The 22155-nt window shown below is 61.7% G+C and carries 16 protein-coding genes and 1 tRNA gene; 3 read left to right on the top strand and 14 right to left on the bottom strand.

Going from position 1 to position 22155, the window contains the following annotated elements; all coding sequences use genetic code 11:
• Positions 1–141: 141 nt before the first annotated feature.
• Complete coding sequence (locus PLANPX_RS23900; protein ID WP_152101148.1) at positions 142–2082, bottom strand: redoxin family protein; 1941 nt, start codon at positions 2080–2082, stop codon at positions 142–144.
• A gap of 312 nt (positions 2083–2394) precedes the next feature.
• Between PLANPX_RS23900 and PLANPX_RS23895 the strand changes: the two genes are divergently transcribed.
• Positions 2395–2468 (top strand) — tRNA-Ile (locus tag PLANPX_RS23895).
• Between the two features lie 164 nt (positions 2469–2632).
• Here PLANPX_RS23895 and PLANPX_RS23890 read toward each other — a convergent pair.
• The 5 genes from PLANPX_RS23890 to PLANPX_RS23875 all read right to left on the bottom strand — a co-directional run bounded on the left by PLANPX_RS23890 (position 2633) and on the right by PLANPX_RS23875 (position 9408).
• Positions 2633–3046, bottom strand: coding sequence for a hypothetical protein (locus PLANPX_RS23890; RefSeq protein ID WP_152101147.1), 414 nt, complete (start codon positions 3044–3046; stop codon positions 2633–2635).
• A gap of 62 nt (positions 3047–3108) precedes the next feature.
• Positions 3109–4125, bottom strand: coding sequence for a DUF1559 domain-containing protein (locus tag PLANPX_RS23885; RefSeq protein WP_172992296.1), 1017 nt, complete (start codon positions 4123–4125; stop codon positions 3109–3111).
• Positions 4126–4362: 237 nt separating this feature from the next.
• Positions 4363–4491, bottom strand: a complete 129-nt coding sequence (locus tag PLANPX_RS28305) for a hypothetical protein (protein ID WP_261344408.1) — start codon at positions 4489–4491, stop codon at positions 4363–4365.
• A 100-nt stretch (positions 4492–4591) separates the two neighbouring features.
• Positions 4592–8494, bottom strand: coding sequence for a polysaccharide lyase 8 family protein (locus PLANPX_RS23880; protein ID WP_172992295.1), 3903 nt, complete (start codon positions 8492–8494; stop codon positions 4592–4594).
• A 170-nt stretch (positions 8495–8664) separates the two neighbouring features.
• Positions 8665–9408, bottom strand: a complete 744-nt coding sequence (locus PLANPX_RS23875; protein ID WP_172992294.1) for a PEP-CTERM sorting domain-containing protein — start codon at positions 9406–9408, stop codon at positions 8665–8667.
• Between the two features lie 897 nt (positions 9409–10305).
• Here PLANPX_RS23875 and PLANPX_RS23870 point away from each other — a divergent pair.
• Together PLANPX_RS23870 and PLANPX_RS28335 are read left to right on the top strand one after the other, a co-directional pair.
• Entirely contained in the window at positions 10306–10797 is a 492-nt protein-coding gene (locus tag PLANPX_RS23870) for a chemotaxis protein CheW (protein ID WP_152101143.1), read from the top strand.
• 71 nt (positions 10798–10868) lie between these two features.
• Entirely contained in the window at positions 10869–12458 is a 1590-nt protein-coding gene (locus tag PLANPX_RS28335) for a methyl-accepting chemotaxis protein (protein WP_152101142.1), read from the top strand.
• A gap of 18 nt (positions 12459–12476) precedes the next feature.
• Here the strand turns inward: PLANPX_RS28335 and PLANPX_RS23860 are convergent, their stop codons facing one another.
• The 8 genes from PLANPX_RS23860 to ctaD form a co-directional block, all read right to left on the bottom strand.
• On the bottom strand, positions 12477–13052 hold the full coding sequence (locus PLANPX_RS23860) for a hypothetical protein (protein ID WP_152101141.1): 576 nt from the start codon (positions 13050–13052) through the stop codon (positions 12477–12479).
• A complete protein-coding gene (locus PLANPX_RS23855) occupies positions 13049–15415 on the bottom strand; it encodes a cytochrome c oxidase assembly protein (protein ID WP_152101140.1) in 2367 nt (788 codons plus the stop codon). The genes PLANPX_RS23860 and PLANPX_RS23855 overlap by 4 nt, the downstream gene beginning before the upstream one ends.
• A 7-nt stretch (positions 15416–15422) precedes the next feature.
• A complete protein-coding gene (locus tag PLANPX_RS23850; protein WP_152101139.1) occupies positions 15423–16925 on the bottom strand; it encodes a cytochrome b N-terminal domain-containing protein in 1503 nt (500 codons plus the stop codon).
• A 5-nt stretch (positions 16926–16930) separates the two neighbouring features.
• Positions 16931–17500 (bottom strand): ubiquinol-cytochrome c reductase iron-sulfur subunit, encoded by a 570-nt coding sequence (locus PLANPX_RS23845; RefSeq protein WP_152101138.1) that lies wholly within the window; start codon positions 17498–17500, stop codon positions 16931–16933.
• Positions 17501–17540: 40 nt separating this feature from the next.
• Positions 17541–18350: a c-type cytochrome gene (locus PLANPX_RS23840; RefSeq protein WP_152101137.1), complete on the bottom strand. Its 810-nt coding sequence runs from the start codon at positions 18348–18350 to the stop codon at positions 17541–17543.
• A 42-nt stretch (positions 18351–18392) separates the two neighbouring features.
• Positions 18393–19694 (bottom strand): hypothetical protein, encoded by a 1302-nt coding sequence (locus PLANPX_RS23835; RefSeq protein WP_152101136.1) that lies wholly within the window; start codon positions 19692–19694, stop codon positions 18393–18395.
• Positions 19691–20311: a cytochrome c oxidase subunit 3 gene (locus PLANPX_RS23830; protein WP_152101135.1), complete on the bottom strand. Its 621-nt coding sequence runs from the start codon at positions 20309–20311 to the stop codon at positions 19691–19693. Before PLANPX_RS23830 ends, PLANPX_RS23835 begins: the two co-directional genes overlap by 4 nt.
• A 116-nt stretch (positions 20312–20427) precedes the next feature.
• Positions 20428–22098: a cytochrome c oxidase subunit I gene (ctaD, locus tag PLANPX_RS23825; RefSeq protein ID WP_152101134.1), complete on the bottom strand. Its 1671-nt coding sequence runs from the start codon at positions 22096–22098 to the stop codon at positions 20428–20430.
• Positions 22099–22155: the final 57 nt, after the last annotated feature.

Below are 22155 nucleotides of genomic sequence, written 5' to 3'. Positions count from 1 at the left end.
TTCAACAGGCGAAGGATGGTCGGCGATCAGCCATTTCACTGATCGCGCGTTTGCTTACAACTCAATAAAGCCCAACTGGCCAGGAGGAAGTTCCGTCCCGGCCAGTTGGAAGAGTTTCGACTAACTACGAGCGACGTTGCTCTACTTCGCCGGGGCGTTGTTATTCGCCACGCGCGATTCGAGCAACTTCTTGATCTCATCTTCAAGCTCGGTGACTTGCAGATTCGTGTTGACGACTTGTCCCTTGTCGTCGACCAGAATCGTCATCGGCAACGTGATGATGCCCATCTCGTTGGCGAGCCGGCTTTCAAAGCCGCCCGGTTCGAAGAGCTGCTTCCACAAGACGTTCTTGTGGTCGCCCATGAACTTCGTGACTTCATCCTTCGAATAGTCGAGATTGACGCCGATGACGTCGAACTTGGCGCCGCCGTACTTCTTGAAGAGGTCGGCGATCGCTTCGGCATCGCTGTTCGCGGTGGGCGACGACGACGACCAGTAGTGGACCAGCACTACCTTGCCGCCGTATTGAGCGAGATCGACATTGCCGCCTTGCAGGGCAGCGCCCTTGAGCGGAATCGTCTTGCCGACCGAGGTGAGGCGGCGAATGGCGCCCTCCGACTTGGAGGCGTTAGGGCTCTTACCGAAGTCAGCCACTAAGCGGCGATACCATTTCTCGGCGGCTTCGTTATCGCTGTTGAACTCGCTGGCCATGGCGAGTTGCAGGAGCGCCTCGGCAACGTGGTCGCCCGACTTGTGTTTGTCGACGAATTCCTCAAGCTGCTTCAGCCACGCTTCTTGAATCTTCGCGTAGTCGGCCTTCGGTTCGGCAATGCTCTTGCCCCAGGCGGCCTGCATCCGGCGGAATTCGACGTGCGTCCGCAGGTTCTCGCTAGCTTCGTCGTCGGCCAGCTTCTTCTCGAGCGCTTCAAGACGCTCGAGGCCTTCGGGGTAGCTGCCGTCTTGGACGGCGAAGCTCACCATGTCGGCCATCTGTTGCAGCCATTGTTCGCGCTCGGCCGGTTCCTTCGCGATGCCGGCGAGCTCTTCGAGCAAATCGGCCCGCTCTTTATTGAGGGCCGGCTTGGCGTCTTCCGCTGCCGAGGCGAGTTGATCGTCGACTTTTTGAATCGACTCAAGCAGCTTCTGCATTTCCTCGGTCGGCTCGTTGCCCGCAACTTGCTCCGGCGCGCCTTGCGGCTGCGGTTGCACGCCGGCCGAATCGTAGAAGAAGCCGGCCAGGGCCGCGTTGCCGCCGCCGAGAGCGGGGCCGTCGATTAGCTTCCAGGCGCCATCGACGTTGACCATGCTGCCGATCTGGACCTGCTGCGGCGTTTCGCCTGCGAGCACCATCGCCCAGACGTCTTCGTAAACAGTGAGGTCCTTCGAACTGCCGCGCGTGCCAGCGGGGACCGTGCCAGGACGCAGGCCGCCAAAGTCGGCGAACTCAGCTTTCGCGTCGATCTTCCCTTCAGCAACCAGTTTCGTGAACGCCTTCGAGGCTTCCGTAACGCGGGCAGTCAGTTTGTCGGTCAATTCTTTCGAGAGCCCGAGCTTGCCGATCTCGTCGGAAGTGAGCAGCAGCCGCTGGAAACGGGCGGGGTCGTTCGTGCGGATCGCCGCGATGACTTCTTCCGAGGCTTCTTCGGGCGAGATGAATTTCCAGACGTCGATCTTGCCGTCTTCGTTCTTATCGACGCCCCACCGCGAGCCGCCGGTGTGGAACCAACGGTACTGGTCGGCCTTGCCGTTGAAATTGAGATCGGCGTCGCGGTAGACCTCGAGGCCGTTCTTGTAGTAGCTCCAGGTATCGACGACGTTGTCGCCGTTCGAGTCGGAGAATTGACGCAGGATGACGCCGTTCGGATCGCGGACGACCCAAGCGGTCATCTTGCCGATTTTCTCGGGGTTGATTTTGCAGTTCTTGGCGTTGTCGGCGCTTGGAGTATCGAACTCAATCCCGGACTGCACTGGCGCCAGCTTGAGGGCGTCGTCGACCGACGGGGCGGCTGCCTGGGCCGACGAGGCGAGCGAGACCAATCCAACTGCCAGGAGGGACGAACGGCGAAACGGGAGAGACGGCATGCCTGGAAATCCTTCGGGTCGGGTAACGAAATCGCCGCCGCGGCTGCGAGGCCAGCCGTCGACTTCCCCGGTTTATAGTGGCGATCCGCGGATTGAAGCCAGACCGATTGCACCTGTTCTGCCATCTGGACGACAGGTTTTTCGCGAAAAATCGCCGCATTTTCGCGGCATTGTCGCGTCGAATTCTTCGACGGCATCCCCCTTTGACAGCGACCGCCCGCAATCTAGAATATGGGACTTGCTTGCTTTGCCGACAGATCGCTGGGGACTGCCAACGCCCCGACGTGCGAGAAAACGCGGCGTCTTTCATGCGGGCGCATAGCTCAGTTGGTTAGAGCGCAGCCCTGATAAGGCTGAGGTCCCAAGTTCGAGTCTTGGTGCGCCCACTTGCTTTCGTTTCCGCCGAATCAACGGCTTTTGGTGCTTGCCCACGCTCGGCGGCGCTGCGTTTCTATCCGGCCAAAACGGTACGTACCGTTTTTCACGGCCATGGATCATGCGAGGCTCGCAATGCCTCCGGCTTCGTCGATGCTCTTCGCGAGCACCCTGCCTATTTCTTTAGGTGGAAGTTGATCACGTTGTCTTCGCTTTTCACTTCGGCTTCGAGCGGCGTGCTGGTCTGCGATGCGTAGTTCTCGGGGACCAGTCGCTGAACGGTTGGACCTGCCGAAGTTTGAGGCATCTGCGATTGCTTGATCTCGTCGGCGAAGGACTTTGCCGGCGGCGGACCTCCGCTCACGCGAACGGCGTCGATCACGACTTTGTGCGTGCCGAGGAGCGCGCCATCGCCCGCTTCGAACGTCGTCAGCTTGTACGCCCCTCCCGGACCGAGCGCGCCTGCTGCGGAACGTCCTCCGGGCTGGTGGAAGGCGATCGTCCCCGTTTCCACGGGCTTGCCGCCGAAGGTGACGACGCCGGACACCGGCGCTAAAGGAGGATGCCCGTCGCCGCAACCGAGCAACATGCCGCTCGCGATCAACCACGTTGCGGTACGCCGTCGAGCGGGCGCCTTACAAATGAGATTCTTCAAAATTTTACGTCTCCGTCGCGAGTGGCCATGGCGCCAAGCTGCAGCGCTTCGAGCGAGTCGGCCAGGAATTCGACGTGCCCGTCGACGTACGCAAAGTTGGCTCCGCTCGCGTGCATGCTGCCGAACGGCAGATCATTTTCCAGCTCGGGTTTGAGTACGCCAAACGATTGAATCATGTTGAAGTTGAGCGCGTAGATGAGTGCACGCACAGATCGGCCGTACGACGTCTTGGCCAGATCGCAATTCGCTTTTGCCGCATCGCCGACGCACGCGGCTCCGTCGTACCAGGCGCTGGGGCCGCCGATCGTGTTGATGCCGTAGCCGTTGCCGATGCCGTACAGATTGGGATGGACGCTTTCGCCAAGGCCAAGCGTATTCGACGTGCCGTCGATGACTTTAGCCAACTCGACTCCCTGTTCTCCGACAAAAAACACGCCGTCGTTGAAGACCTTCCCTCGAAATCCTGTGGCGGCTTGGTTGAGTCCGCCCGTGATGCCGAAGTAGTCGCGGCGGGGCTTCTCTTCTAGAAAGACCGCCATTGAAGGGCATTTAAAGACGGCGATTTCGGAGTTGGCGAGTTCTTGGTTGGCGGCCGCGTTCGCTCCGCCATGCGCCGTATCGTTGAGCCAACGCGACCAACCTTGCTTGTAGTCGTATCGTTGCTCGACGACGCCCTGCTCGAAGTACGGCATAATGGCGATGTACATGGGGTTGCCGCGACAATCGCTCGCGCTGGAGTCGTTGCAATGTTCGGGAACCTGAATCTCCGCGCCGGCGGGAAGCGTGCGTTTGGCTGATTCGTAATTGAGCGCGGCGAGGGCGATTTGCTTGAGGTTGTTCACGCATGTGGAACGCCGCGCCGCCTCGCGCGCGGCTTGCACCGCCGGAAGCAGCAGCGCCACCAGCACGCCGATAATCGCGATGACGACCAAGAGCTCGACGAGCGTGAACGCCGATCGGTTTGACCGTGTTGGCAGCGTCGCGTGAGGCCGTGGACCTTGGCGAGAAGACACGCGTCCTAATGGACGGGAGCGGCAGGCGAGCAGAGCGGCGGCGCGCATAGAATCCCCCCAGCGACCAATGAAGATGGACCGCCGGATGGCATCGCGGGGGGCGCGATGGCATCTCGGATGACGCCGTCATGGTCCAAAAAGCGGCATGTCGACGACGTCGAGCCACATTATGGCACGGCTTAACGACGGCGCGAAGACAGAAGTACGGAAAGTCCGCGAGTCACATGCAAACGCGCTTCAGGTTTCCTTCTGGATTGTGCGCGGAGCTTGCATCACCTTTTTCATGAACTGCTTCCGGTCGAGTTTTTCCAGCCCGCCTTCGCGCTGAATGCCATATACCCGAACTTGGCCCTTGGACCTGGTCACGAAAGTTCCTGCGGGAAAGGAGATGCTCAGGCACTCTGCGGTAATCCTTGGTTAATGGAGTTGATTGAGACTTTCGCGTGCATTGGCTCTGAGCCATCGATCAGGCGAGTTCGCCAGAGGTGGTTGCAAGTCGTTGACGAACCGACCATGCGCCAGCGAATGCGGCGAGCGCGAGCAGATGGATGGCAGCAGGCTCTGGAACGGGCGTCGCCGTGGCAAAGGAGGCAGCGGCAAAGCTGGCGCGCCAGGTTTCCAAATCGCTCTCGCTGTAATTGCTGCCGAATCCACGCTGCCAAGCCAGAAAATCGGCGCCGTCAACGAGGCCGTTGTCATCGAAGTCGCCGGCGACGCCGTTCGCGGCGTATTCGAGGAGGAGCGAGTTGCCTAAGCGGTTGATGCTCCAGACGCCGTTGACGTCATTGGTCGCCGCGAAGTCGGCGGCGTCGATCACGAAGCGATCGGCTGCGAAGCCGCTGATGCCGCCGCTAGCCGTAGCGAGCGTCCATGTGTAGTTGCGAGCAGCGTTCCAGGCCTCGACGCTGCCGAGCACGTCGCCCATCAACCCGGCGAGGTTGATGACGAACGGGTTCGCCGCAGTGGCGCTGATCGTGATCGAGCCATTGACCGCGAGCCAGTCGGCGCCGCCGAGGAGCCCGCGTTTGGCACTTTGCGACGTTTGGCTGGGATCGACGGAAGCAACTTCAAAGCAGAACGCGCCGCCGCCCGACCACGTTTGAGCGCCGGTCGTGAGTGTCCCAGTCGTGGCGCCGGGAGCGATCGAGCCGCCGGCCTGCAGTGCAACGGCGCCGCTGATCGCACCGCTGCCAGTCAGCGAGGCGCCAGCTTCGACGACGACGGCGCCTGTGCCGGTTGCCGATCCAGTCGTGTTGCTCACTTTCAGCGTGCCGTTGCCAACGAGTGTCTCGCCTTGATATTGGCTAGCGACGAAGAGTTCTAACGTGCCGTTGCCGCGTTTCGTCAGTCCGCCGATTTTTCCTGACTGATTCGTGATTGGCGTGCTCAGGCCCGCGTAATAGCTCTTCGTATCGACGACGCCGGCGACGGCGCCGAGTTGGAATTGGAACTGCCCCGTCGTGAGTTGCGGTACATCGGCAGTGAGGGCGAGCTTGCCGTTGTTTTGCAGCGTGATGACGCTGGCGCCATCACCGGTGGGGACGGTTCGCTCGAAGCCGCGCGAAGTGCTGAAGACGCCCGCCCCGCTGCCGTCGCCGATGATCAGCGAAGCGACGCCGGTGCTGTCAGGCGCGGGATCCATTTTGATGTTCGTCGTGCCAGCGTAGTTGAAGGCGCCTCCGTTGGGGACCGCCAACACTGGCGAGAACGGACTACTGCCGCGGGCCACGATGGAGAGTGGGCCCGTTTGCGTCCATTCGCCCGTCACGTTCACCGTCGCGTTTCTGCCAACGTATAGTGCACCCTCGTTGACGACCGTTCCCGCGGCATTGAGGATGTTCTTGCCTTCGCCGCTGGGCGTTGTGTTACCAAGGTGAACCCGACCGGCAGCGCTGACGTTGATCTTCGCGTTGGCGAGGAAGTCGACTGTCACATCGGACGCATTACTGGGGCCGACGGTCCAGCCGCCGTCCGCTTCGCGTTGATCGCCGCTCACCGCGACGTCGCCGCCGAGGACGGTGGTTCCGCCGCGGTAGCCGTTGGCTCCTTTGAGATTCAGGTCGCTCTCGCCCGATTTGGTGAGCGAAGCGTTGCCGGTGATGGCGCCGTTGAACGTCAGCGTCTTGTTGCTGCCGGCGTAGAGCGTCGTGTTCGCGGGGAGCGCGAGCGGGGCGTCTGAAACATAACTAAAGGTCGTCGGCTGATCGAACGTCGTGAAGCGAATCGTCGGCGTTGCGGCGGCGTCGGTGCTGATAGCGATGCCGACCGAGGCCCCAGCGCGATCGCCGCCGGGGAGTCCGAGCGTGACCGTCGCCGATTTGCCGAAGCCATCGAGCCAGCTGCCGCCGTTCGTTGCAAACTTGACGCTGTTGAGATCGATGTCGAGCGGCAGCGATTTCGCTTCGGGACTCGACGCGGTCAACTGCAGCGCGTTGTTCGGCCGCCGCATGATGACGGTCGAGGGATCGCTCACGGCGAACGATTGGCCGCCGCCCAGGTTCAATGAGCTAGCCGAGTAAAATGCCGCCTGCGTCACGTCGAGGCTCGATTGTCGCACCGCCTGCACAGCGCTCGTGTTCCGCAGGACTTCGATGGGATTGGCCGCGAGGTAGCTATCCATATCGCCGACGGTGAGGCCAGGAACGGCAATGTAGTTGTACGAACCGCCGGTAAAACCATTACCGTGATTCACGTAGAGCGTGAAGACGTCTTTGCTGACCGCGGTGTCGTCGTAGCGTTCGTTGATCGACTCCCAGGTGCCCGTCTGCGTATACGCACGGAACGTCGCATTGCTCACGGGAGTAGGGAAAAAGTAACCGACGCCGTCGTGAAAGACCCACTCCAGATTGGCCGGCGTTACGGTTTGACCGAGTGTGATCGTTTGCCGAGCGGCGCTGTCGGCTGTTTTGTAGCTGACCGTTCCTTTGAGGAGCGTCTGGTTGACGGTTGTGTTGACGTTGTTGACCGAGTTTGGCGCATCGATCGCCGCGCCGAGGGCGACGAATTCGTCGTCGAAGAAGAACCAAGACTTGTTCGCTTTGACGTTGAAGCGGTTGTACTTGAACGCCGAGGCGCCGTACTCGCCATCGGAGACGCCTCCGGCGTAGGTGCTGGTGCCCGTGACGCCGAAGTCGTCGGTCGGCTTGAGCGACCGCGAATCTTGCTCGACCGTGGTACCGGGCAACCGCCGCCAATTCCAGACCGGCATAATGTTGTCGTACTCATTCCCGGTCCGCATGATGAGGTTGACGCCGTCGCTTAGGTAGAGGTTCTTCAACCCCTCGTCGTTGCCGGTTTCGGGTTGAACCGTCCGCGTCGACGAAAGCTTGACGGAAGCGTAGAAGTCGGGCCGCTGGTGAACGGTGAAATCAGAACGCCAGAAATGCTTGTTGCCGCTCAGCGCGAGCGTCGGGCTCGCGGCGCCGCTGGAGTTGGCGGCGAGGATCCGCTCGCGAAACGCCGTGAGTTCCGCCGCACGATAGCCGAGCGTCGAGTCGATGATTGTTTTTAGCCGGCCCGAAAGTGCGGCGGCGTTGTCGTCTTGGCCTTTGCGAGTGATCTCGCGACCGCTGGCGGTGTAGTCGACCACCTGCCCGCGGACCATCCATTGGGTGCCGTCAAGCATGTAGTCGATGAGCGCCCGTTGATTGTCGCTGGCGAATGCGAAGCTCGTGCCGCCGTTGAGTTCGAGCGCTTGCGTCACGCCGCCAATGAACGACGAGCCATACCCTTGGTTGTAAAGCTGCCGGCCATGTTGGTGAAACGATCCATCGCGTTGGATTCCCTCGCCGGTCGTTACGACGAGCGTGTCGCCGATCGCGGCAAAAGCGTCGGCCGTGATGCTGTTGCTGCCGGCGACGATGCCGCGACTGATGCCGGCCGTCGCGCGTTCGACGCGATTCATGCCGGTGTTGAGACTCGTGCTGCTGCGCGAGCGATAAGCGCGTTCCAGAATATCGAGGCCGCTGTTTCGCCGGGACGACGAGAGCGCGCTGTTGATCAGCACCATCGCATTGCCGAGTTCCTGCGGCGCCGAGATTTCGTTGTAGTACCAGTTGTCGCTCAGCGGATTGCGACTGATCCAGTAGTCATACGCTTTCAGGATGTCGTCGCGGAGCGCCGTGTTCTGGTAGAGCGAATTCGAACTGCTCGAATACGCCTCGGCCATGGCGGTGAGACGCGTCAGGTGCGTCATCGGTTCCCAGTCGACGCGCGATTGCGAGCCGTAGTTCACATCTGACCAACTTCCATTGGCGCTGAGGCTGGAGCGATAGCCGTTGACAGTCGACGCCGAGGGGACGGAACTCAACAGATCCGCCATCAGGCGGTCCCGCACGGTCGACAGGTCGTCGGCGTAAATGGGGCGCACGAAGCTTACCGTCAGCGCAGGCGCGATGGCTAGAATGGCAACGCGAACAGTGATCGATATAACACGTGAGCGATGAAGCACGTTCACAAGCTCCGAAAGAGAAGGCCTGGGACGGCAGCGCATGGTCCGCCGTCCCAGGAGGAATTAGCCTCGCTAATGCCGAGCAGCGATTATGCCATCCGGCGGCGAACAGCCACAGTCGCGACGCCGCCAAGCACGAGCAAGCCGAGCGACGCGGGCTCGGGGACTGTCTTCAACGTGCCGCTGACGGAAACGTCGTCGATAGCCCAGATTTCGCCGGTTGCATTGTTGGTGCTGACGACCTTCAACGCGAACGATGCCGCTGAGTCAGGAATGTTTAGCAGTAGTTTGCTATAACCGTCGGTTGTCCGGCTAGCGCCGCCAGCAGGCTGAAACTTCGGAACCGGCGTACCGACAGTAACCTCAGCGACGCCCGTGCCAGAAGTGTACGACCAGCGGGCGTTTGCATTCCCTTCGACCGTCAGGTCTGCGGTGGCCGAGAAAGCTGCGCCATCAAGTGCAATGAAAACCTGCACGAGATCAGCGTTGTCGTTGCCATTGCCAGAAGTTTTGCTGATGGACGCGAGCCGCAGTTCTACGGCAACGTCTTCGTAGTCGGTCAGCGAGACGGGATCGAATGCCAACGTGCTCGCTTGCACGGACGCCGCCGTGGCGCTGTGTTGGAAAGAATAGCTGCCGCTACGGACGCGCGAACTGGCCGGAGCGTCGGCCGCCAGGCTCTCGTTGCTGACGCTTCCGCCCGTGCCGGTTAGAGCGTAGCCCCAGCCTTGCGTCGGAGTTCCTTCAAACCCTTGCGACTGAATGACGGCGCCATGCGCCGCTGCAGCGGCGAGAGCGATCGCCGCCGTCGCGATGAAAACGGGATTCTTCATTAGCATTTTCTCCACTTAGGTGTTCTTCCAGAAGTAAAACGGTGAGCAAAGGAAGCTGACGGCGAAGGGTTCGTCCGGATGCTGAAAGCGCGGAACCTGATCGCAATGGCGAACAGTTCACGCTACGCGGCGACGGGAAGGTGCGGAAGAGCCGCGGCTGCACCGTGACTGGTGGGAGCAGAGGGAGTCGATCCGGGAACAAGCGGGCATCAGGCGTCTCAAGAAGTCGGATATATCACGGAAGGAGCAATGTGGGCGATCTATGCAACTGGCATGCCTCTGCCGGCATTTCGTTCGATAAGCTGCAAAGAGGAGAGATTATCGCAGCTCCGTTAAGCTTCCATGTGCTCGAGATAAATCTTTGCTGCTCGCCGAGCCGCGAAATGCCCGCGGGGCCTTGGCTCCGGCACGGTTGAGTCGCACTGACGCTTCGTAGGCGTTGCCGTAGAAGCGAGGCCCTGCTTCGTGCACCTGATCTTCGTGTTTTTAACTTCTAGCGTGCGAATATCGCTATTCAGCGACTAGCCGTCTGGGGAATTCTGTTGGCATTGGACTCGTGGCGTTGAGTGCCTGCGATTGACCGCAGGTGTTGTGCGGCTTGCCGAATCGTCGCCGATCGCAGCAGCAGCAGCATAAGTGCGGCTTTCAGCCGATGGATCAGCTTGTTTTGCGATAACTCGCAGCGGTGCGAGACGCAGAATCGCGCTCATGCATTTCGCGGGCGCGATTGGAGCGTCCGGCGCAAATCTCGCACGATTCCGCATCGAATTCAGCGCCTAGTCTTCGCTGTCCGCCCGTCGCGTCGCTTCACGAGCGATGAACGCCAAGCAGCGGACGCCATGTAAGGAATGCTCTGCGCGATGGTCGCCGGAGTGCACGACAAGAAAGGGGCAACGCATGCAAGACACGCTTGCAAACGACCGAGGGGCCGCTGACGACAACAGTCAGTTCCTCACGTTCACGCTGCAGAACGAGGAGTATGGAATCGAGATTCTGCGCGTGCAGGAGATCAAGGGATTCTCCAAGATCACGCCGATTCCGAACGCTCCGTCGTTCGTGCGCGGCGTGATGAACTTACGGGGCACGGTAGTGCCGATCATTGATCTTCGCGCTCGCTTTGAGATGACGGAGAAGGAATACGACCAGTTCACCTGCATCATCGTCGTGAACGTCGGTAATCGAGTGGTGGGGCTCGTCGTCGACACGGTGTCGGACGTGCTCAACATTCCAACTGATGCGATTGCCGATCCGCCGGAACTGGCTTCCTGCGGCGAATCGTCCTGCATCACCGGCATGGGGAAGCTGGGCGAGCGAATCGTCATGCTGCTCGATACGGGCCGGCTGGTGGGCGCCGAGAGCTTAGAGCAAGTCGAAGTCTCGGCAGCATAACCTGATCGCCTAATACCTCAAGTAACGAACTATTCCGACGTAGCGTCGGCATCTTCAAGGAGAGTTTTGCAATGGCTTGGTTTTCTCGTTTGAGCGTCGGCGCGAAGCTGTTCGCTTCGTTCTCGGCTTTGTTGGCCTTGATGCTCATCATGGGCGTCATTTCGATCTGGAAAATGTCGGATCTTAACGGTAACGTCACGGAGCTTGCCAACAACTGGATTCCGGCTCGCGGCGCTGCGAACCAGCTGAACACGGCGACTTCCGACTACCGTGTGGCGGAATACCGGCACATCGTCGCCGACGACGAACAAGAAATGCTCGCCGCGGAAGGGATCATGAACGAGCAGCGTGAAAAGATTCTGGCCACCAAGAAGATTCTCGATGAACTGGCGGCCTCGCCGGCAGAAGTTGAACTCTTGGCGGACGTTGCAAAGGCGACTGAGAGCTACTTCGCCGTGAGTCAGCAGGTCGTCGCCCTCTCGCGGGAAGGCAAGAAGGAAGAGGCCGAGAATCTGATGGCGAATGAATCGAACGCCGCTCGTGAAGCGATGGACGGCTTTATCGCGAAGGAACTTCAACTGAATGTCGATGGTTGCGAGTCTGAAGCGACCGATGGATTGAACGCTTACCAAACGGGGCGCATGGTGACGCTCATCGTTCTCGGCGTTAACGTCGCTCTTGGATTGGCGCTCGCTACGATGATCGCGCGTTGGTTTACCCGGGCGATCGTTGAAGTCGATGATATCTCCGGCAGCGTTGCCGCCGCTTCGCAGCAACTGGCCGCGGCGAGCGAACAGCTGAGCTCAGGCGCCCAGCAATCGGCTTCGAGCCTCGAAGAAACGGCCTCGTCGCTGGAAGAGATCACCGCGACGGTCCGCCAAAACGCCGACAACGCCGATCAGGCCAACCAGCTCGCGAACAGCTCGCGGGAAACGGCTGAAAAGGGTGGCGCCGTCGTCGCTCAAGCGGTCGATGCGATGGGTGAAATCAACCGCTCGTCGCGGAAGATTGCCGACATCATCACGACGATCGACGAGATCGCCTTCCAAACGAACCTGCTCGCTCTGAACGCCGCAGTCGAAGCGGCTCGTGCCGGCGAACAAGGTCGTGGGTTCGCGGTCGTCGCCGGCGAAGTTCGCAACTTGGCTCAGCGTTCTGCGACTGCCGCCCGCGAGATCAAGGGACTCATCGAAGACTCGGTGCAGAAGGTTGAAACTGGTTCGGAACTGGTCAACAAGTCGGGCGAGACCTTGGGCATGATCGTTACGAGCGTGAAGCGCGTGACCGACATCGTCGCCGAGATTGCCGCTGCCAGCCGTGAGCAAACGGTCGGCATCGAGCAGATCAACAAGGCGGTCGCTCAGATGGATCAAGTGACGCAGAGCAATGCTTCGCAAACCGAAGAGATGAGCGGCACGGCCGTCGCCCTGTCGGGGCAAGCCGAGCAGCTGCAATCGGTCGTCGCTCAATTCAATTTGAATCGCGAAGCGAAGCAGACGCCAAAGAAGACAGGTTACACGGCGCCGAAGGCAACGACTCCTTCTTACTCGATGCCGAGCAAGCCGGCCAAGCGGACGGTTGCCAAGCAGCCGGGCCGTCGGGTCGAAGAGCTCGAACTGGTCGGCGCCGGCGCCGGTCACGACGGGTTCGAAGAATTCTGAGCTTAACAGCTTAGAAACCTACTGCTGAAGCAAACGGCCCTCGGGGCGACTCCGGTCGCTCCGAGGGTTTTTTCTTTGGCGTTGCAGGAGGCGATGGACGCCGAACAATGCGATCACCGCGACGGGCCAGAGAAACCACGGGGCGATGGCAGTCCAGGCGGGAGGAGACTCGCCTACCTCGATGGTGAAAGGAACAGTGAAGTCTCGTTCCCCGATGGAACAATGGACGGTGCCGCTCCATCGTCCGGCTGCGGGAAGTTCCAGCCATGCCGAGCGAAGAAGCTTGTTCGTCGCCTGCTCGCGCGTCGCCGGGCCGCTAACGAATGCGGTGGCGTCGCCCGCTTGCTGCATGCTCACCGCTACCTGAGCGTCGTCGGCGATGGCGTCATCATCGCCGCGTTGCAGCAGCACGCTGACGTCGATCGGACCAACGCGCGGCGGATCGGGAGCGACGAAGATCGAAATCGTGAAGCCGTCAACACGTTCGACGTGCACCAGTCGCCCGCCATCGGCGTTAGCAGCGTAATTTGCGAGGGTGCTGGCCGCCAAGCAGCAAGCGAACGTCAACGTGCGAATCGCATTTCGGCAACTCATCGCGACGCCTGCTGTGCAATGGCGGCAGATTCGTCGGGAAGCGTGCCGCGCATTTCCATAGGCTGCAGCATGATCCAGACGCCGCTGGCGTAGAGGATGATGGCGGCCGCGCACCACGGCACGGCGGCGGCGATGACGCGGCGCGGGCTCGTTGCAAACGATTCGCTGACGCGGAGGACGGCGTAAAGCGTGAGCAACAGACCAGCCCCCATGGCGAGGAGTTCAAAGCGAATGATCCAATCGGCCGCTGGACGGCAGCACGCGCAGATCCAGGCAGGCGGGCCGAGCCAATCGACGCCTAGGTCGCTGGCGAATCGCTGCGTGGCGGGAATGATGGTGTCCCAGCTCGCCAGAAAATGGAACGAATAATGTGCGAGCCACACGCCGAACCCCAACGGCACGAGCGTCATCGCGAACCGGGCCGCGACCTGCGAATTAGTTGCGGAGATGATTCCCCAATGGCGACTGACGACCGTCAAGGGCAACAACACGAGCGCAGGCAAAGCGATGAGCGCACAGGCGTAGAACGCGGTCGTGACGGCCAGCGGCGGCATGCCGACGAATCGCTCACGCAGCTGGTCCTGCCAAAGTAGAACCGGCGCGATCATGCCGGCAGCGTTCGCGAACGCGCCGCAGACGAGTACGATCGCGAGTGCCGCAACGTCGGGACGAGCGCTCCAGCGGCCGATGCCAGAGCGGAGTCGATCGCTCCAAATGGCGCCGCCCGGCGTTGTCGCCAGTATGCCGACGTTTTCGTGCGGGCAAACTTGTACGCAATCGAGGCAGAACGTGCAGTCGAAGTTCCCCGCCTTGCGCGGTTGGTAGAGGCCCATCTCGCACCCCGGCAGCGTGGCCGAGCCGCGGATGCATTCCTTCGTCTTGCAACTCGTGCAGACATTGGCGTCGCGGACGGTGACTTCCAGCGGCGAGATGAGCGATTGCATAAAGTTGAATTGCCCGATTGGGCAGACGTACTTACAGAACGAGGCGCCGGCGAAGATCGAATCGACCAGCAGCGCCGCCCCGAAGTAGGCGAGGGCGATCCACGCCGTCAGCCAAGGGCTGTCCCAGAGTGCGAAGGCTTCGTAACTCCAGAGGAACAAAGCGACGAGCACCACCGCGAGCCACTTGTTTCTTAGTACGCGCGGCCAGCTCCGAGTCGGTTGCCAAAAGCGGCGAGCGATGCCGCGTGGCAGCGTGAAGGGGCATGCCATGCAAAAGAGATTGCCGGCGATCAGCAGGCCGAGAATGAGAACGCCGCGCCAGTGGATCCACGGCAGTACGCCGGCGAGATTGAGCGGACTCAGCTGTGGGCCGAGCAACCCATCAAGGATGACGGCGACGGCGAGCACACCGACGGTGTACTGCAACAGCGGCCGGAAGTAACGCCAGCGGAGCAGGGCGCCGATCAGCGGCGTATGGAGCAGATCAAAACGATGAGACGATGGCGCCCGCGACGGTTGGCTGAGGATTGGCAGGAGGCCCGTTGATTCAAATGGGAGTGGATGTGAAACGGTTGTGCGTCTCGGAGAGCCGGCCCCCGTTCGCGATTGGCCTCGCAACAACCTCACCGCGATGAGAAACAGCGGCAGCAAAAACGCAATCGATCCCGGCACCCACATAATGACGCCCGCAGCCGCTTGATCGTCGATCGCCGCAACGCCAGCGATCCGCGGGGCATTCGCATAGTGCGGATAGATCACACGCGATGAGAACGTGAGCCACGCCGCGAGCACTGTGTTCTGCACGTCGGCCAGCAGCAAATAAGGGAGCAACAACCATGGCGACCAATTCGGCCGGCTCGGGTACGGGCGAACCACGGGATACCAGAAGAGCAGGGCAGCGGCAGCGAATAGCAGATGCTCGATGAAGTGCCAACGCGTGCTGCTGAGTGCAAGATCGTAGAACCGCGGGGCATGCCAGAACCAAGTGACGCCGACGTAGATCGGCCAGGCAACAAGCGGATGCGTCAGCCGCGTGAACCAGTTACGCAATCGCCGTGAGCGCAGCAGCGGCGCGACCCACACGCTGCGAATCGGTTTCGGCAGGCCGAGCATCGTTGGCAGCAGCGGCCAACCGAGCCAGAGCAGCGGCGGGGCGACCATCATCAGCAGCAGGTGCTGCACCATGTGGATTTGCAGCCACAACGAGGCGAACGGTTCGAGCGGCGATGCTAGTGCGAGGAAGATTGCGAATAGTCCGCCGCAGAACGACGCCAGCCGCCAGAGGCTCCAGCGCTCAGGATCACGGCGATGCAAGCTGCGCCAGCCGCGAACGTAGATCGCTGCCGAAAGCAAAAGCGACGCGACGAGCCACGGTTCGCTCGGCCAGGAACGGACGAAGGCGTCGAGCGTGGGACTCATGGCGTCCTCACTCCGTCAGCGACTCAGGCTGCGGCGTCGTGCCTTCGATGGGCGAGTCTTCGACCGATCCCGCGGGGACTTGGCCGTTCGGGCGGAGGCTAACAAGGAAGGCCACGGTGGCGTCCATCTCCGCCGGGCTCATCTGCTTGCCGTACGCCGGCATGTTGCCGCCGCCGGGGGTGCCGTTGCTGATTTGCGTGATGAGCTGATCGCGCGTGAGGCTCGCGCCGATCGTCGTCAGGTCTGGGCCGCGACGGCCGCCGATGCCGTCGAGTGCGTGGCAGTTGCGGCAGTTCTTGAACTGGAACACCGCGGCGCCTTGCAGCTCGAGCGGAGAACGACCGTCGAGCAGATCGATTGGCACGGGATCGCCGCTCCAGGCATTCATCACCGGCGACCAAGGCGCTTGCACACCTTCGTAGGTGAGCACGCCGAGCGTCGTGTAAATCACAATTACCAGCAGCACGGCGACGGGGCGGCGGCTTGGCGCCCGCTCGCCGCGATTGCTGACGAACGGCACGAGGAATAGGGCGCCGAGCACCAGCACTGGGAAGACCAGCATGATGAAGGTCTCGATCGCCGGCGGGCTGAGCGACAACAGCCCGAAGAGCCACAGGAACGGCCACTCGGGGCGCGGGTTGGCGCCCAAAAGCGTCGGATCGGGCGGCTCGTTCGGGCCCTTCGGTCCCACGACCGCGGCGATGATCACGACGATCGTCACCGCAAGCGCAGAGAAGAAGATGTCTTTCAGCAGCGCGTCGCCGAAGAAAGGGACGCCCCGTTTTAGTTCTTCGTGGTATGTCTTCTCGTACGTCGCCGGATCGACGACCTCGCCAGGCACGGGCGGGGCGCTGATGCCGCAGCGAAGCACGAGCCACAGATGCAAGCCCAGGAAGGCGAGCAGCGCGCCGGGAATGATGAAGACATGCAGCGCGAAGAATCGGCTGAGCGAACTGGCGCCGATGATCTCGCCGCCAAGCAGCGTGTGGACGATGAACGGCCCGAGCACCGGGACGCGGCCCGCCATCGATCCACCGACCGCGAGTCCCCAATAGGCGTCCGTATCCCAGCGCAGAATCTGTCCCGTAAAAAACATTCCCATCGTGCAGGCGAGCAGCAACACGCCGACGACCCACGTCAGCTCGCGCGGGTACTTATAGGCGCCATGCAGGAAAACCTGCGTCATGTGAATCAGCAGCATCACCACCATGCCCGAGCCGGCGTAGTAGTGCAGCGCCCGCAGGAACCAGCCCCACGGATGTTCGTAGTCGAGATAGAGCAAACTCTCGTACGCCTTGTCGGCTGACGGCACGTAGACCATCGAGAGGCCGATGCCGGTGAGAATTTGAATGAGCAGCAGCGTCATCGAGGCGCTGCCGAAGACGTACCACCACCCCATCGGCCCGTCGATCGACCGCGGCACCGGATGGCGCATCATCGGCCAGAGCGTGGCGCTCACGCCGGCGCGAGCGTCGATCCATTGGCCGAGTTTGAGGAGGAGTTGGTACATCTGTTTTAAGATTCAAGCGAACCAGTGAGCGTGTCGTGCAGCGTCGGGTAATGCGGAGCTTCGATTTCGAGCTTGCCGTCCTTTACGCGCCACACGCAGTGGAACAGGCCGCGCGGGGGGGGGCCGCTCGCGCGTTCGCCGGTTTCGTAGTAAACGCCGCCGTGGCAGGGGCACATGAACAGCCCCGATTGCGGGAACCACGAGACGGGGCAGCCGAGGTGGGCGCAGTTCGCGGCCAGTACGAGGAACTGCTCCTTGCCATCGTCGCCTTGGCCTTGGTAGCGAACATGGACGCCGGTGAGCGAGGTCATGCCGTCCCACGGCTGACGCAGCGGGTTGTCGAAGTTGATCGTGCGAGTTTCGCCGAGCGGGAAGTCGGCGAGGGCGCCCATCTCGACCCACATCGCGGGCCGCGTGCGGCGGGCGAAGAAGTAACCGAGGATCGGCAGCGTGAGCAAGCCAGTGGCCGTGGCGCCGAGCAGGCCGGTGAGCCAGCGGAAGAATGCCCGCCGCGGCGGCGTGGCGCCGGGGCATTCATGTTTCACGGTGGTGGTGGAAGGCGTTTGAGTGTCCATGCGATTCAACTAGCTGGGCGTATTGCCGTGCGACTTTCGCTTACTCTCCGGCATTGGCGTTGGAAGGGCTGTCGCGACGCCAGGAGGCGAGCAGGGCGACGAGTTCGTCGATCTCTTCCGAAGTGAGCGGTTTGAAATCGTCGGGCCGGCCATCGGTCTGGGCGTAGTTTGGCATGCCGAGATCGTGGCGTCCGGTAATGATGATCCGCCGCAGCGCTTGGTCGCTGATGAGGGCGAGGAACGCGCGGTCGTTGATGGCGCCGTTGGTATAACCCGTTTCACCGCCGGCGCCGTTGGGGCCGTGGCATTCGGCGCAAGCTCGTTCGAAGAGGGCGGCTCCCGCAGTTGTTGCGTCGTTATTCAGTTGCAAGCTTCCTTGCGGAGCCAGGTATGGAGGAGCATTCGCAACGAGCGCGGCGAGTTCTGCTTTGTCCTTCTCACCAATTGGCCAGTGCCCTTGGAGTCCGTTGGCGAGGATCTGCACCTGCTCCGCGGTGAGCGTGCCCCCTTGCTCGGTCGCGAACGCTGGCATCGGCGTGCCGGGGCGGCCGTTGCGGATGACTTCTTCCAACTCGGGGGGAGTGACGAGGGCGAGAAACAACGGATCGTTCAGCGGCGGCGCGGGGCCATGCTGCCCGTCGGCGCCGTGGCAGCCTGTGCAGTTTTGCCGGAAGAGCGCGGCGAAGTCGGAGATTTCGTTTTGCGGAACCGGACGATCGGCTGGTAGCGGCTTGCTAGGGAAATCGGCGTTGCAACCGATGCTCGCTAAGCACGCGAGCGCGAGGAACACACCGCCAAGCGTGCGATGGCAGTTAGGCGTCGATCGAGTTGGAAATGTCTCGCGAAACAACCGGTTGCTTCCTGCTTCTAAGTCACGCGCTTCGATAACTACTTACTTGCCAGTGAGGTACTCGTCCCGCGGTTCCGGCCCGCGACCTGCCGGCGGGATGTGGACTTCGACCGATCGCACGACGACGATCGACGCGACGACGCCAAACACGAACTGCGAAGCGACGAACCAAGGCCACTCAACGACTCGCTGCAGCGTCGGGTTCACCACGCCCATCAAGCCATAACTGAGGCCGGTCCACAGCAGCGGCATCACCAGCCCGCCCCACGCCATCGGCCCGGGGATTGCTGGAACGCGTGGCAGCACGAGTCCGAACGCCAAGCCGAACAGGATCGAGAGCACCAAGTGCACCATCATCGCCGTGGCGAACCACTCGGCGTGATATCCTTCAAGCTCTGCGGTGGTAAACTCGCCCGAGTGTTGCGTCACCATCGCCGCGAGCAGATTCGCGGGGTACCAGATGCCGTGCCGCGAGATGACGCCCCACAGCATCGCGGGGAGCGGCATTAACAGACCGCCGACGATTCCGCCAATGACGCCGCTCGCCACTGGCCGCCAAGCCCGCAGCCGCATGAAGACGATGGCCGCGATGATGCCGAACACCAATTGCGAGAGCACGAACGACAGCCAATCGACTCGTGCACGGAGCGAAGGATTCGCAGCGCCCCAGGCAAAGTAGCTCATCGCGGTCCAGAGGAGCGGCATCAGCAGGGCGCCCCACGCGATCGGCTTCGGCACGTCGGGCAGCGTCGGCAATAGCACACCGTAGAGCAGGCCGATGATTAGCGAGGTGACCGCGTGGATCACGCAGCCGGTGATGAACAGCGGCAAGTGGAACTGTTCGAGCTGCGCCGTTTCCATCTGGCCGACGTTCGGCAGCACCATGCCGGCGAGCAGGTTGATTGGCAGCCATATGCCGTGCCCGCTCGCGAGGCCGTACAGCATCGCGGGGAGCGGCATCACGATGCCGCCGACGATGCCCCCTTTAACGCCCGCGGAAATTGGATGGACCCGCACCGGCAAGCGGAGCCGATAGCCAGGCATGCCGATTTGCAACCGCGCGACGGCTCCACGGCGGGCGGCGATCGCTTGCGGACGAAGGGCCTCAGCGACGCGTGGTTCGTGCACGTGGCCGCGACCAGGAATGAGTTGTCTGACCCACATCGACAGCCCGACGATAAATAGCGCAGCGCCGACGGCGAGAAACGCCAAGCTCATCGCTACGCCGGCTGCGAGTAGCGCGATGCTCAGCGCGAGCACAAGCGGCGCAACCGTCGGCGCCGGCAGTTCGATGGCGTCGTCTTCATGAGCCGAGTCGTGGGCGAGTTGTGGGCCGTCGCTCATACCGAGCCCCCTTTCGCGCCAACGTAAACGACAAGGAAAACGACGATCCACACCACATCGACGAAGTGCCAGTACCACGAAACGAGCTGCACGCCCGTCTCATGCTCCTTGGTGATCGCCCCGCGGGCGGCGAGCAGCAAGATGATCGACATCGCGATGACGCCGACGGTAACGTGCAGGCCATGAAAGCCGACGAGCGTGTAGTAGGTCGTGCCGAACAGATTGCGGCTGATTGTGAGCTGTTTCTCGAAGATGAGGTCGTGCCACTCGTACGCGGTGCCGACGAGGAACGCGACGCCGAGGGCGATCGTCGCGGCCCACAGCAGCTTGAAGCTCGCGTTGTTGCCGCGGCGTAGCGCTCCCTCGGCGAAGTGAATGAAGATGCTGCTCGCCACGAGGCACAGCGTCGTGCCGAATGCCAGCTTCAGCGAAAGGGCTTCGGCAGGCAGCGGCCCGACCACGTCGCGGCCGAGGAAGGTGACGTAGGCGACGATCAGCGTGCTGAAGAACGCCACCTCGGAAACGAGGAAGCTCGCCATCCCCCACTGCGCAGCGTTGAGGGTTCGCTCGGGAGCGATCTCTGGCGGAATCGGGAGTGCGGCGGCTGGTTCGGTCATTTCATTGAATTAAATGCGTTTAACACAGAGAGCACAGAGCACACAGAGAAAGGCGTGGAATCGTAATTTGCATTTCCTCTGTGCTCACTGTGTCCTCTGTGTTGAAGTATTTCATTTCATTCATACTGCCAATCAGGATCGTCGGGATGCTTCAGATCCCACAACGGGCGGCGACTGTGGACGATCGGCTGCGTTTCGAAGTTGTAGCTCGGCGGCGGCGAACTGGTGGTCCACTCAAGCGTCCACGCATCCCATGGGTCGTCGACGGCGGGTTTTCCTTTCCAGAGCGATGCGATCAGGTTGTAGACGAAGATCGCGTAGCTCGGCGTTTGCACGAGCGCGCCGATCGTGGTGAGTTGGTTCCACCATTCCCAGTCGCGGCTGGGGTCGTAGGTGTAGATCCGCCGCGGCATGCCGAGGATGCCCGAGACGTGCATCGGCCCGAACGTGAGAATGAAGCCGATGTACAGCAGCCAGAAGTGCCAGTGGGCCAATCGTTCCGAAAGCATCCGGCCGGTCACCTTGGGATACCAGTAGTAGATCCCGGCGAACGTGCCGAAGAGCGTGCCGCCGATCAGCACCCAATGAAAGTGGCCGACGACGAAGTAGCTGTCGGAGAGTTGGAAGTCGAACGGGGCCGCGGCGAGCATGATGCCGGTGAGGCCGCCGATGAGGAACATCGAGAGGAAGCCGAAGCAGAAAAGCATCGGCGATTGCAAGCTGACTCGCCCGCCATAGATCGTCGCCAGCCAATTGAAGAACTTGATGCCGGTGGGAATCGAGACGATCAAACTTGCGGCCGCGAAGTAGAGGTCGAGCGTGCGGCTCATGCCGACGCAGAACATATGATGGGCCCACACGCCGAGGCTAATGAACGCGATCGCCATCGTCGCCGCGGCCATGAACTCATAACCGAACAGCACCTTGCGCGAGAAGACGGGAATCACCTCCGACACCATGCCGAAGACCGGCAAGATGAGGATGTAAACCTCGGGGTGGCCGAAGAACCAGAAGAGATGCTGCCAAAGATAAGCGGAGCCGCCGTTCTGTACGTCGAAAAAGTGGGCTCCAAGCTGCCGGTCGAAGAGCACCATCACCAGCGCCGCGGTGAGGGGCGGAATGGCGAGCAGCATTTGGAACGAGGTCCAGAGCATCGTCCAGGCGAAGAACGGAATCTTCCGCATCGTCATACCAGGCGCCCGCATGCCGAGGATCGTCGCGATGAAGTTGACCGCGGCGCCGATCGTGCCGATGCCGCTGATCAGCAGCCCGAGCGCCCAAAAGTCGGTCCCAGCGTTGCGATCGAACGTATGCTCAGTGAGCGGAGCGTAAGCGAACCAGCCGATTTCCGGCGCGGCCCCCGTGATGAAGCTAAGGTAAACGAGCAACCCGCCGAAGAGGGTGATCCAAAACCCGAACGCGTTGAGCCGTGGGAACGCCATGTCGCGGGCGCCGAGCATCAGCGGCAGCATGTAGTTGCCGATGCCGATCAGAATCGGCATCCCCACGAAGAAGACCATCGTGGTGCCGTGCATCGTGAACAGCTGGTTAAAGACGTTCGGCCCGATCACTTCCGCCCGCGGGTAGAAGAGCTGCCACCGCATGAGCAGCGCCTCGATCCCGCCGATGACGAGAAAGACGAGGCTCATCAGGACGTACATGATGCCGATCTTTTTGTGATCGACGGTCGTCGTCCACTCGTGGAGCGCGGCGGCCCAGCCGCGCGACGCGGCGTCGGCGGCGATGCCGGAGCGGGCTAGGCGCTGAGGATGGTCGACGGTTGCCATTGGCTTGGAATCTGAGGCGTTACTAATAAATTTTTACAGGAAGATCTCACGCAAAGG

Origin of the sequence: Lacipirellula parvula (assembly GCF_009177095.1) — a bacterium.
GTDB classification, from domain to species: Bacteria; Planctomycetota; Planctomycetia; order Pirellulales; family Lacipirellulaceae; genus Lacipirellula; species Lacipirellula parvula.
This window is presented reverse-complemented; position numbering and strand designations above follow the sequence as displayed.